The following is a 13,771-nucleotide window of genomic DNA, read 5'->3' as shown; positions in this document are numbered from 1 at the left end:
CTCCATTAAATTGATGAGATTAGAATACCTGAAAAATGAAGGCTAAAACAGATACTCGGTTATATGACGCTTACTTTCTATCTACCTTTATACTTTAGGGTGTTTGACAGAGAGCCGTTATTAGACGCTTACCATAGTTGATTATTTTTCACAGAAAAAGCAAACAAGACCTCAAAAGTCTCATTTGCTCTAACTGTGATTATTCTTTTCTACGTTTAATCAAGCCCAATGTTACTACAGATAAGATTGTCACCACTGCACCACTAATTACAGCTAATACGTTATCTGATTCACCAGTTTGTGGCAGGGTTTGTTTTGAGGATACTTCATTCTTATTCGAAGTATTCTTATCCTTACCTTGTAAACCAGAAGTATTCTTAGATGGTGAGATAGTTGAAGTTAATTTAACAACTATTAAATCAGTACCCTTAATAACATTCTTAGCCCCATCACCGTAAATTAAAGTAGTATCTGCGTTATTGCCAACTAATATATCTTTAGCATTTGGATTAGACTTAGATACATTATCTTTAATCTGGCTCTTCTCCGCATCAGTCAAATGATTTGGATCTTGGACTGGAGTCTTAGTATCTGGGATTACTGCAGGATTATTATCAGCATCTGTGTTATTAGAAGTGTTAGATGCATTATTATCTTTCTTAATAATCAAATCACTGCCTGAAAGATTATGTTGACTACCATCATTGTAGATTAACGTTGTATCACCGTTATCAGACACTTTAATATCCTTGGCATCCGGGTTAGACTTGGCTACATTGTCCTTAACCTGTTGCTTTTCTTCATCAGTTAAATGACTTGGATCTGCTACCTCTACCTTTGTGCCTGGAACTACTGCAGGATGCTTATCAGCATCAGTCGTATTATCATGGCTATCATTAGATTTAACTACTAATTGATCACCCCTTACATGACCATAGTTGCCATTATTAAAGATTACATCTGTGTCTCCATTGTCACCTACTTTGATATCCTTGGCATCTGGGTTGGACTTGGCTACATTGTCCTTAACCTGTTGCTTTTCTTCATCAGTTAAGTGGTTTGGATCGCTTACTTCTATCTTGCTGCCTGGCAAGTTTACTTTTTGCTCTGTAGAAGTATCTGGCTTTGCCACAACCAACTTATTACCGGCAATCGTGTCAGTTGAGTTATCACTATACTTGATTGTTGCAGTACCATCATTACCAATCGTTACTTCTGCACCCGATGGTAAATCTGGATTGGCATTTTCTACGTTGGTCTTAACTTGACCTTTTTCTTCGTCTGTTAAGTTGTTGACATCGCCTACCGGTACCTTAGTTGTTGGAACATTTGGTGTGTACTTATCGGCGTCTTGCTTTGCTACTACATTATTGCCTGGTACTTCGACTGTACTGTCATCGTTGAAGGTTACAGTTGCCTTACCCTTATCGTCGACTTTAATAGTCTTGATTGGGGCATCTGGGTTAGCTTCTTTGATTGCGCCTTCTACTGCTTGTTTTTCCGGTTCCGTTAACTTATCTGTATTATCAACTTTGACTTCTTTGCCAGGTTTCAGTTCGTACTTATCGGCGTCTTGCTTTGCTACTACATTATTGCCTGGTACTTCGACTGTACTGTCATCGTTGAAGGTTACAGTTGCCTTACCCTTATCGTCGACTTTAATAGTCTTGATTGGGGCATCTGGGTTAGCTTCTTTGATTGCGCCTTCTACTGCTTGTTTTTCCGGTTCCGTTAACTTATCTGTATTATCAACTTTGACTTCTTTGCCAGGTTTCAGTTCGTACTTATCGGCGTCTTGCTGCTTCACATATACATAGGCATCGTGAGCATCAATTGAGTAAGTGCCTGTTTCAGCTGCTTTATCTTTTGCTACTATCTTATAGCCTGCAGGAGCTGTTAAAGTATTGGTGTATGGGTCACCGATGTTTCCAGTTAAAACTTGTTTATCTATTTCTTTACCGTCACTTGGGATAAAGTTACTATTAATCCCACTATTAGTAACATCAATATAGTGAACAGTCATGGTACTCTCTTGCTCATGACCAGTCTTGGCATAGTAGTATACAGTACTATTATCAGTAGCGGTTACCGGATTAATAAACGTGTAGTTCCTATCATCGGGGGTAGTAAAGGACATCGTATTGTTATTATCGCTTGTTCCTAAGATCCTCACACCACTTGTACCGACAGTTTCGTTTAGAGGTTTGCCTTTGTAGTATACAACTGAGCGAATATCACCATCCTTATCAATGACGGTACTTCTAACCATGACATCGCTATTTTCAGAGAGGTCAAAGGTTTCACCGACACTAAATTCAGTTACATGACCAGTAGTTGGAATACCTGAATCACCATACTTAAATGCATCAGTGGCAAAGCCTGAAGACCCCTCATGAGTATAACCATCAACATTTGGGGGGGTAATATCGTCTGTTCGATATAGCTGGTTGCCGTAGCCACTTATTCTAATTGGCTGTACAAGATCTTTGCCAGTTGCTCGGTCTACATAGCGTATGAATTGGGTACGCCGTTTAGGAATGTAGCTAGAATAACTACTAATCGACTTGCTATTAGCAATCGCGTCATACTCACCTTTGCTCTTACCAGCAAGATCAGGATTCAAAAGGCCCCTATCAATTACTGGTAATAATCCATAAGGGTTAGTACCAGTATTTAGAGTAACAGAATATGAACCATTACCAAAGTTTTGAATAGTATAGCGACCCTTAGTACTTTCAGTACTTGTTTGAGAGCTATTTGCGGCAACTGTAAGCGTTTCAGTATTCACCCCTCTATAAAAATCGACAATTTTGGCTGTAATGGTTGGATTATCCAAATCGTTTTTATCGCGCGCTACTAAGATAAAATTGTGATCCTTGTTACTATAATCAGCAAAAACAGCGAAGTAATATAAGTTTCCATCATTCAATGTATCTTTAATCTTCGTATATCCTTCATCGGAATGCCAATAAGAGTTTAAAGCTTTCCCCAACCATGTATCTTTTTTACCATAAAGTCTTTCTTTTGAAACTAAGTCATTGTAAATTGAAGTATCTTGAAGTTCGAACCGTTGATTCGATGTAGGTAATTCTGCTTCTTGATCAGTTGCAGGTGACCTAATACTTGAAGCTGATACAAGTTTTATCATCTTCAAAGCATTGAAATATGATTTGGTTGCAAGTGACCTAGTACTTGAAGCTGATACAAGTGAAGCAGCTAGAAAATTCTTAACATTTTGATTATTTTCAGTATTTAAGTTAGATGTCGGCTCAGTAGTTTTTTCAGTTGGTACTTTTAAGCTATCGCTTACTTCACTAGTTTTATTTGAAGCTACAGTAGGAGCTAATGATTTAATTGGAGTAGCCAGCGTTGCTGATTGCTCTTTATTATTTGTCGTATCTGTTGTTTGCACAGCATCTTTTTGATTATTTTCAGTATTTAAGTTAGATGTCGGCTCAGTAGTTTTTTCAGTTGGTACTTTTAAGCTATCGCTTACTTCACTAGTTTTATTTGAAGCTACAGTAGGAGCTAATGATTTAATTGGAGTAGCCAGCGTTGCTGATTGCTCTTTATTATTTGTCGTATCTGTTGTTTGCACAGCATCTCTGGCTACGTTATCTGAAGCCTCATTTATTGCAGACTTTGTGTCTACTTCTGGAGTTGTTTCAGGTTTTGCTTGCTCTAATTTGGTTGATACATCAGTGATTGTATCAGCCTTAACCACATGTACTTCAGTCTTAGTTCCCAAGTAGAACCCAAACAATGTTGTCCCAATCAAGACAGACACAGTCTTACCTGCAATCTTCTTCAATGCGAAACGTTGTTTCTCATTTGTACTTATCCAATTCTTCATATTATACCTCACACAAAATAAAATATAATAACATTACACCATTATAGTAACACTTTTGTAAAGCTTTATCATGCATAAAAAAAAACAGAATTCTCTACAAAAGACGGAATTCTTGGTTTAATTTTTTAAGTTATTGGTTATTTTTCACGTGAGTAAGATATTACTACAATGAATTATTTCTCTAAAACCATTGTTTCATCAGAGTATTTTTGTGGATCATTACCATCCCACTGCTGATAAATAATTTTTTTAGTTTTAAAACCAAAATGCGAATATAATTTTTTAGCAACTTTATTTTCCTGAAAAACTTCTAAAGTTATTGGACGCTTCATAATTCTTAAGACATAAGAAATGAGATTCTTCCCAACTCCTTGTCCCTGATAGGCGGGATCAACATAAATATAATCTAAAATATTTGGTTTGACGGCAATAAATCCAATAATTTTTTGTTTATCACATGCTACATAAATTTTAGAATTAAATAAATCCTCTTTATAAATAGCTTTTTCTAAAGGTTTAAAATACTTTTCAGCTTTTCCAATTTTTAACTCTTGCAATCTAGCCAAATCATGGATTCGTTCAATTTGATGATAGTCTTCAGCTTGATATTCTCTAATTATAATTTTCATTTTGTATCTGCCCTTTCTAAATTAATTTAAAAAGGCAACAAACGTAATCTCATTTTTCATCTCTCCATTTACTAAAATTACTAACAATTATATTCCTCATAAAAAAAGCTGCAAATAGCAAAAAACTATTTGCAGCTAAAAATTAATTATTTTTCACGTGAGTATGACTTAACATCTGCATCAATTTCAGCGATAAAGTCATCTAAACTCTTAGAAATTTCTTCGTCAGTACCGTAAGGACGTACGTTTACGCCATTAGCGTTCATTTCGTCATCACCTAATACCAAAGTGTAAGGTACCTTTTGAGTTTGTGATTCACGAATCTTGTAACCCATCTTTTCGTTACGAGTATCAACTTCTGCTCTGAAGCCACGCTTAGCAAGTTCTTGACGAACCTTTTCTGCATATTCACCATGAGCATCAAGGTTAACTGGGATAATTTCAACTTGAACTGGTGCAAGCCAAGTTGGGAAGGCACCCTTGTAAATTTCAGTAAGGTAAGCAATGAATCTTTCCATAGTACCAACAATACCACGGTGAATCATAACTGGACGGTGTTCTTCCCCATCTTGACCAACGTAAGTTAAACCAAATCTTTCTGGAAGCATGAAGTCAAGTTGGATAGTTGACATAGTTTCGTCATTACCCAAAGCAGTCTTAGTTTGAATATCAAGCTTAGGACCGTAGAATGCTGCTTCACCTTCAGCTTCAACATAGTCAAGGCCAAGGTCATCCATAGCACCCTTAAGCATCTTTTGACTTCTTTCCCACATTTCGTCATTTGCAAAGTACTTGTCAGTATTCTTGGGATCACGGTATGAAAGTCTGAAGTAGTAATCAGTAATATCGAAGTCCTTGTATACGTCCATGATTAACTTCAAAATCTTAGCGAATTCAGTTTGAACTTGATCTAAGGCAACAAAAGTATGACCATCATTCAAAGTCATTTCACGTACACGTTGAAGACCTGACAAAGCGCCTGACTTTTCATATCTGTGCATCATACCAAGTTCAGCAACACGAAGTGGCAAGTCACGGTATGAACGAATGTGGTGCTTATAAATTTGAATATGTGAAGGACAGTTCATTGGACGAAGTTCAAGCATTTCGCCATCACCCATGTCCATTGGTGGGAACATGTCATCACGGTAGTGTGCCCAGTGACCTGAAGTCTTGTAAGCATCAAGGTTCATTAATACTGGAGTATAAACGTGTTGATAACCGTCAGCAACTTCACGGTCGATGATATAGCGTTCAACAACACGACGAATAGTAGCACCCTTTGGCATCCAGTAAGGTAGACCAGCACCAACCTTAGGATCAACGAAGAAGAGGTCAAGGTCACGACCGATAGTTCTGTGGTCGCGTTCCTTAATTTCTGCACGACGCTTCAAATCTTCCTTTAAAGCAGCTTCCTTGAAGAAAGCAGTACCGAAGATTCTTTGAAGCATTGGGTTGGATGATTTACCAAGCCAGTAAGCACCAGCAACTGACAAAAGCTTGAAGTGCTTAATCTTACCAGTGTTTGGCAATAAAGCATCAAAGCCAAAGTCAACGAAATCACCTAACTTGTAAGCATCAACCTTGTCACTGTCAATTTCCTTCAAAAGGTCGCTCTTATATGGATCATCCTTGAAAATATCTTCAAGTTCTGACTTATCCATCACAACATGTTCAATTGCTTGACCACTCTTGATCAACTTCTCCATAGCTTTTTCAAGTTCTGGCAATTCAGTAACCTTAATTTGGTCATCTTTGTCAGTATCTACGTAAAAGCCGCCTTCATCAGCAACATGTTGACCCAAACGAAGTTCTGGGTACTTATTCTTAGCAACTGCTTCAAGTGCAAAAGCAGCAGTAGCTCTTAAAATATCCAAGCCTTCTTCATCCTTGTCAGTAAGAATAGCAACTTCAACATCATTGTCAATTTCATAATCAAGTGGCTTAACAACGCCATTTACTTTAGCACCAACGGCAGCTTTTCCAAGAGATGTAGCGATTGATGAAGCTACTTCCTTAACTGAAACAGCCCTATCAAAATCTTTCTTTGAACCGTCTGGCAAAGTAATTGAAAAACTCATATTTTTACCTCCAATAAAAAAATCCCAGTGCTAATAAAAGCACTGGGACGTGTTAATTGCGTGGTTCCACCCAAAATTCAGGTTAGCGTACGTCTAACCTCTCGTATAGATTGATAAAGGTATCCAGCCTCTTAAAATTCAATTTTGGGAATAAACGATTGGGGTGATTTTCTAATGAAGAACTTCCAGAACTAGGTCCTTCTCTCTGAGCCGAACATCATCATGTCTCGTTTAATTAACTTCAATTATACGCATCAAAGTGAACGATGCAAGAACTTTTTGAAATTAATGCGAAAAATTTCGTCGATCAGGACCGGAAACTACTACTTCTTTAGCTAAAAAACGTACTCGTTGCATTAATCTTTTAGCTTTAACTGGATCAGTTGCATTACGGGTTTCCTCAAAGTGTGACTCTAATGCTTCCATATCTAAATTAGAAGAGAAAAAGGTTGGCAAAACATTATCCATTCTTGCCTGTAAAATTACTCCTAAAACGTCATCACGTGACCACTGACTTAATGTTTCTGCCCCAATGTCATCCAAAATTAAGACATCGCATTCAGCTAAATTCCTGATCTCATCTTGCAAGCTGTTATCACCAAAATGACTCGATAAACCTGCAATAAAAGTCGGAACGTGTAAAAATACAACATTCCGATCAAAATTAGTTGCTACATAGTTTGCAAGTCCCGCTAGCATATAGGTCTTCCCGATCCCAAAGTCGCCCGACAAATAAAGGCCTTGTTGGTGAGGATCAGCTTTGTACTTTTTCAAAAAATCATAAATCAGGGTTAAAGCTTGCTGGCGATCATTTGTAACCTCAATATCACTTAAATTAACATCATGCAATTTAGCAGGCAGATCAATTAAATGAAGACGCCGCTTGGCTGCTCGTTGCTGATCTGCTACAATCTTAGCCTCGGTAGGTTTGTAACGTACATCAATTACTTTGCCGTTTAAAAATAATTGCGGAGCATAACCGGCCAGCACCTGATTCTGACTATGTTTTTGCGCATAATATTCATAGATATTGGCCATACTATTTCGAATCATCGCCTTATCTATTTTTTCCCTATTTGCCTGCAAAAACGCTTGCACATCTGGATCGTGTAAAGCAGTTTTCAACAGTTCTTTCTCATTACCTAAATTACGCTCTTTAACTATTTTTTTAAGCAAATCACCAATTGCTTCCATTATTTCACCTACCCTCTATTTACTTATTTTTCAGATCCTTAAAGATATCCTTCAGCTGTTCTGTTGACATACCTTCATTTTTAGCCTTTTTCTTGCTCCAATCGGTACCTTTTTCGACTCGCTTATTTTGTCGATATGACTGTCGATTTTTCTTTTTAAGAATATCGGCTTTACGTTTCTTCACATATTCAAGAGCTTGTACCCCAGTACTAATACCACCTTGCAGCCAATCATTAGCTATTCGATAAGCACGATTAGAAGTTACAACAGTATCATAGGTCAAACAGGTATGAATCAAAATATTAATCAAATCTTCCGGCAAGCCATACTGCGTGTGCAGCTGATTAATAATATAGTTTTCGCCTGGAGCTACAATTCCACCCTTTTCAGTTTTTAATTTGTATAAAAATTCAGATGGGGAATTTTCATTAGCTTCGAGTAACAGTTTTCTATCATTAGCGTCCAAACCTTTGATAGTCGCAATAGCGCGCTTTTTGCCTTCTTCAATTTGTTTTTGAATGTTTTCCCTAGTATGCAATCGTTTATAATTTTCTGCTATGGTATTACTAATTTCATGCATGTTTAATTTATGTGTACCATGCAAACAGGGAACAGTCTCATCCACAAATTCCTGTTCCGATAAATTATATGTCTGTATTAAGCCTCGAATTTGGTTCTTTTTAATTTCTACTTCTTGAGCTGGAATTTGATAGACATTATATTGATCTTTAATTAGATCCCAATCAATTGGATCCTGGGCATTAATTTCAGCAGTTTCTATCTCAGGCGCTTTATTTTCCTGCGCAGCTTCTACTACCTCATTAGATGGATTAATTGCTTCATCCCCTGGCAAGCGAAAAACATCAAAAAAGTTGGCTGAGACATCGCGCGCATTCTTGATTGGCTTTTCACACAGTTTTGCTTCCTTAGCAAAAGCATGACTCAAGTCATGAAAGGTTGGGCTGCCAACTTTTTCTTTCAACAAACTTGCTAGCAGTGGTGTTGCAAAAAATTTGTCTGCACTAGGAACCTGTAATAACTTAAAAACAATGATATTATTGAAGACATTATCCGCTAAAAAAGTTTGCACTAAACCTACGGCTTCCAGTTTATGCAAAGAATGAAACATATCTTTCAAACTACAATCAAGTTGCTCCTGTAGTGAATAAATTCCCTTTGCATCAGAAACAATACCATATGGATCATAGTCATTGATTAAAGTCTGATACAAGGCAATTGCCACCGCGCCAACCAAAGGCTGATACAGTTTAATCAAGATTTTCTCATTCTCTGGAAAAAGGGTAATCTTGTTGGCTACATAATAAAGATGCTTAGGATCAGACGTTGCAAACATGACTAATTACCCTTTCCCTTTTTGGCCATCATATCTTCCATTGTCTTCATAAAGCTAGACATATCCTTGAACTCACGGTAAATTGAAGCAAAGCGAATATAAGCTACGTCATCCAAATTAGCCAAATCATCCATGACATACTGACCAATCTTCTTAGATGAAATTTCACTAACGCCTTGTTTTCTTACCTTATTTTCGACACGATCAACCAATTGCTCAAATTGTTCACTACTGATTGGCCGTTTTTGTCCGGCTGCCATTACTCCGTGCAAAATTTTCTTTCGACTGAATGGTTCACGGGTACCATCATTTTTTACTACCAACAAAGGAGCAGTTTCCACTCGTTCAAAAGTAGTAAAGCGAAAACCACAATTTTCACATTCTCTGCGCCGTCTAATAGCCCGGTTTTCATCACTAGGCCGCGAATCAATAACGCGAGAAGCATTTTGATGACAATTTGGACATTCCATAGCTATCCCTCTTCTCTAATCTTTACCAATAATTGTGCTAGTTTATTCTCTAGTTCTTTTATTGTACCAGTATTTGCCACTACAAAATCGGCCATTTTTTCTTTTTCAGCTAATGGCATCTGACTATTAATCCGCATTCTTGCTTCCTCGTCAGATAGATTATTACGCTTTTTTAAACGTTCAATCTGTAATTGCTCAGGAAGGGTAATCACTAAAACTCCATTAGCTACATGTTTTTTATCCAATCCCGCTTCAAAATACACTGGTGCATCTAAAATAACAAGAGCAAAATTCTGATATTCTTTTATCTTTGCTACTGTTTTATCGAAAATTAACGGATGCGTCAACTGATTTAATTCAGACAAGGCTCTTTTATTACTAAAAACTAATTGCCCTAATTTTTTACGATTTATTGTTTGGTCTGAATTTAAATATTCTACCCCAAAATGATCTTTAATCACTTGCCAAGATGCATTGCCCGGTTTCATCAGTTCGTGGGCAACTTGATCACAGTCAATAATCGGAATGTTTTTCTTTTTAAAAAAATCATCAGCAGTACTTTTACCGGTGGCAATTCCACCTGTTAATGCTAAGACATAACTCATTTATAAATCACCTGACAATGAGGACAAAAAGTGGTTCCCCGACCATTAACCTTAATTTTTTCAAATTTAGTACCACAAACTGGGCAGGGCTCACCTACATGACCGTAAACTTGCAATTTACTTTGAAAGCCACCAACTTGTCCATTCGCATTCAAAAAGGAATGAACTGTAGTACCTTGCAGCTTAATTGCTTCGGCAATAATTTTATTGATCTGATCATGTAATTCAGATACTTTTTCCACAGGAATTTTATTGGCCTGACTTAAAGGATGAATCTTGGTTCGCCAAAGAACCTCATCAACATAAATATTACCTAAACCCGCAACAACAGTCTGATCAAGCAAAGTATTTTTAATATTTTTCTTTCTGCGACTTAGAGTATTAATAAAATAATCTGTTGAAAATTTGGCACTATTAGGCTCAGGGCCTAGTTTGCCAATTCCAGTAGTCTGACGCTCGGTCCCGGTTAAAATTAACTGCATCCGGCCAAACTTGCGCACATCATTATAGCGCAAAGCGGTCTGATCAGTAAAAATAAATTCCACATGATCGTGCTTATCCTTAGGCGCATCAGACGCAGTTAAATGATACTTTCCTTCCATTCGCAAATGAGAAACAATCGTTAAATTATCACTCAAGCGAATAAGCAAATACTTGGCGTAGCGATCAATATCGATAATCTTTTTACCAGGCAATTCAGATAAAAATTTTTCATGATCAGTCGCCACAATTTTTGGATACCACAAAATCACTTTTTTAATAGTTTTTCCCTTAACTAAGGGAAGCAGCGTTCTTCGAACTGTTTCAACTTCAGGCATTTCAGGCATTTTATCACCTACTTTGCATCATACCAATTGTGTCCCCAGCCAGAATCAGCAATCAATGGCACATCCAACTTAACAGCTGATTGCATTACTTCAGGCACAATCTTTTTAATTGTTTCTAACTCATCTTTTGGTACATCAAAAATCAATTCATCGTGTACCTGCACTACCATTTTAGTCTTCAAATGTAGTTCATCTAACTTCTTTTGCATATTAATCATTGCAATTTTAATAATATCGGCAGCTGAACCTTGAATTGGTGAATTAATAGCAGTTCTTTCTGCAAAGGCACGAACGGTGTATTTCTTAGCATGAATATCTGGTAAATATCTGCGGCGGTGCATGATCGTTTCTGCATAGCCTTTATCACGGGCTTCTTGTACCGCCCTATCCATATAATCCTTAATCTGTGGGTATTGTTCAAAATAATTATCAATAAATTCTTTAGCTTGTTTTCTTGAAATACCTAGGTTCTTAGACAAGCCATAATCAGAAATACCATAAACAATACCGAAGTTAACTGCCTTAGCATGACGACGCTGAAGTGGAGTTACTTCATCTGGAGAATCTAAATGGAAGATCTTCATCGCAGTATGGGAGTGAATATCGTAGCCCGTCTTAAATGCTTCTTGCATATGAGCATCACCAGAAACATGTGCCAACACACGAAGTTCAACTTGAGAATAATCGCAAGAGAAGATATAACCATCAGGATCACTTGGTACAAATGCCTTTCTAATCTGCTTGCCTTCTTCAGTACGAGTTGGAATATTTTGCAAGTTAGGATCAACACTAGATAAGCGTCCCGTTGCAGTTAAAGTTTGCAAGTAGCGCGTATGAACACGACCATCAGGTTGGATTACGTCAAGCAGTCCCTTAACATAAGTTGATTGGATCTTAGCGATTTGACGGTAGTCAAGAATTTCTTTAACAATTGGACTTTGCGTCTTTAATTGATCAAGCACTTCAACAGAGGTTGAGTATCCAGTCTTAGTTTTCTTCAAAACTGGCAAGCCTAACTTTTCAAATAAGATATGTCCTAATTGCTTAGGTGAATTTAAATTAAATTCTTCCCCGGCTTGTTGATAGATCTTTTTCTCTAAATCCTGCAGCTTCACAGCAAATTCATTTTGCAATTGAATTAAAGTACTTGCTTCAACCTTCATACCATTGATTTCCATCTTGGCAAGAACTCGAGCAGTTGGAATTTCAATCGTATCAAACAAGTCATCTTGTTCATGTTCTTTTAGCTTTTCAAGTAATGGCTGCTTTAGCTGTTCAATTGCATTAACTTTAGAAGCCAAATGATTAAAGAGCTCATCATCGTCGTCTGGCACATGTTCACTCTTACCTTTGCCATAAACTTCGATATCAGTTTTAACGGAATAATCACCATATAAATGGGCAATTTCACCTAAATCATTTGAATTATTTTCATTATTAACTAAGTACGAAGCAAGCAACATATCATAATCTAAACCGTGAGCGTGAATCCCTAAGCGATGCAAGCCAACTGTAGTTCTCTTTAAATCAAAAACATTCTTTTTAATTTTTTTATCTTCCAAAAGGTGCTTGATATTGCTTTCATTAAGTATATCGACATCTCTTGAAACATAAATTTTATCGTTAACCTTTAAACTGAAACCAACAAAATCAGCTAGATGGTAATTAGCTCCCAGCATTGCTAAGTAAAATTCTACTTGGTCGTTTTCAGTTGCTTTAACTTGGTCTACATTCTTATCATCTAAAACAGTGTATTCAACTTTTTCTACTTCAGTACCATCTTGTCCTTTTCCTGAGGCATTGAGTTCAGCTAAAAACTTGCGGAAATTCAATTTTTCATAAAATTGACGCAATTTTTCATAGTCTACTGGTTCACGTTTAACGTCATCAATATCAATTGTAACTGGTGAATGGCGATCAATCGTAGCCAATTTTTTAGCTAAAAAGGCCTTGTCTTTATCATTAATCAAGTTTTCCTTTAATTTGGATTTCTTCATCTCATCCACATGAGCATAAAGATTCTCAATTGATCCATACTTTTGAATAAGACGAGAAGCAGTTTTTGGACCTACCTTAGTGACGCCAGGATAGTTATCAGAATTATCGCCCATCAAAGCTTTCATATCGATGAATTCAGTTGGCGTTACACCATTAACTTCCTTCATGTGCTCAGGAGTATAGGCTTCAAGCTGAGATACACCTGACTTAGTTACCTCAACAGTAGTTTTATCTGAAGCAAGCTGAGTTAAGTCACGATCTCCTGTCACAATTGTAGTAGTAAAACCATTTTCTTCACCCTTAGTGGCAAAAGTACCAATAATATCATCAGCCTCATAGTCTTTTAATTCATAGGTTTTAATACCTAAGTCATGCAACATTTCTTGAATATAAGGCATCTGTTCTAATAATTCTTCTGGAGTTTTCGCACGTCCGCCTTTGTATTCGCCATACATTTTTGTTCTAAAAGTGACTTTTCCTGCATCAAAAGCTACCAATACGTGGGTCGGATCAACGTCTTTTAAAAGGACATCGAGCATGTTCTTAAAAGCATAGATGGCATTTGTATGTAACCCGTCGGGACTTGTGAAAGAATCTAGTTGACGATAAAGAGCGTAAAAGGCTCTGAAAGCTACAGAGTTACCATCGATTAGAAGTAATTTTTTATCTGCCATTTTATTCCCCTTTTTTAATAAATTGTTCTCTATACTTACTTATCTATTTTACCAGTTTCAAGGGTAATCTTTTAATAGGAAGTTTA

At 36.9% G+C, this 13,771-nt stretch carries 9 protein-coding genes; all 9 read right to left on the bottom strand.

Annotated features, from left to right (window positions below; genetic code table 11):
- Window positions 1-199 precede the first annotated feature (199 nt).
- Window positions 200-3,853, bottom strand: coding sequence for an LPXTG cell wall anchor domain-containing protein (locus CP352_RS04020; RefSeq protein WP_098034877.1), 3,654 nt, complete (start codon window positions 3,851-3,853; stop codon window positions 200-202).
- 173 nt (window positions 3,854-4,026) lie between these two features.
- Window positions 4,027-4,482 carry a GNAT family N-acetyltransferase gene (locus CP352_RS04015; protein ID WP_087712777.1) on the bottom strand — a complete coding sequence of 152 codons (456 nt, stop codon included), beginning with the start codon at window positions 4,480-4,482 and terminating at the stop codon, window positions 4,027-4,029.
- 146 nt (window positions 4,483-4,628) lie between these two features.
- Complete coding sequence (gene thrS, locus CP352_RS04010) at window positions 4,629-6,563, bottom strand: threonine--tRNA ligase (RefSeq protein WP_098034876.1); 1,935 nt, start codon at window positions 6,561-6,563, stop codon at window positions 4,629-4,631.
- A gap of 285 nt (window positions 6,564-6,848) precedes the next feature.
- A complete protein-coding gene (dnaI, locus tag CP352_RS04005) occupies window positions 6,849-7,757 on the bottom strand; it encodes a primosomal protein DnaI (RefSeq protein WP_005721153.1) in 909 nt (302 codons plus the stop codon).
- Window positions 7,758-7,776: 19 nt separating this feature from the next.
- On the bottom strand, window positions 7,777-9,111 hold the full coding sequence (locus CP352_RS04000) for a replication initiation and membrane attachment family protein (protein WP_098034875.1): 1,335 nt from the start codon (window positions 9,109-9,111) through the stop codon (window positions 7,777-7,779).
- Between the two features lie 2 nt (window positions 9,112-9,113).
- A complete protein-coding gene (gene nrdR, locus CP352_RS03995) occupies window positions 9,114-9,581 on the bottom strand; it encodes a transcriptional regulator NrdR (protein ID WP_023488426.1) in 468 nt (155 codons plus the stop codon).
- A 2-nt stretch (window positions 9,582-9,583) separates the two neighbouring features.
- Entirely contained in the window at window positions 9,584-10,186 is a 603-nt protein-coding gene (gene coaE, locus CP352_RS03990) for a dephospho-CoA kinase (protein ID WP_089143316.1), read from the bottom strand.
- Window positions 10,183-11,013: a bifunctional DNA-formamidopyrimidine glycosylase/DNA-(apurinic or apyrimidinic site) lyase gene (gene mutM / locus CP352_RS03985; protein ID WP_089145509.1), complete on the bottom strand. Its 831-nt coding sequence runs from the start codon at window positions 11,011-11,013 to the stop codon at window positions 10,183-10,185. The genes coaE and mutM overlap by 4 nt, the downstream gene beginning before the upstream one ends.
- An 8-nt stretch (window positions 11,014-11,021) precedes the next feature.
- Window positions 11,022-13,685: a DNA polymerase I gene (gene polA / locus CP352_RS03980; RefSeq protein ID WP_089145510.1), complete on the bottom strand. Its 2,664-nt coding sequence runs from the start codon at window positions 13,683-13,685 to the stop codon at window positions 11,022-11,024.
- Between the last annotated feature and the right edge of the window lie 86 nt (window positions 13,686-13,771).

It is taken from the genome of Lactobacillus sp. UMNPBX1 (assembly GCF_002554085.1).
GTDB lineage: Bacteria > Bacillota > Bacilli > Lactobacillales > Lactobacillaceae > Lactobacillus > Lactobacillus crispatus.
This window is presented reverse-complemented; position numbering and strand designations above follow the sequence as displayed.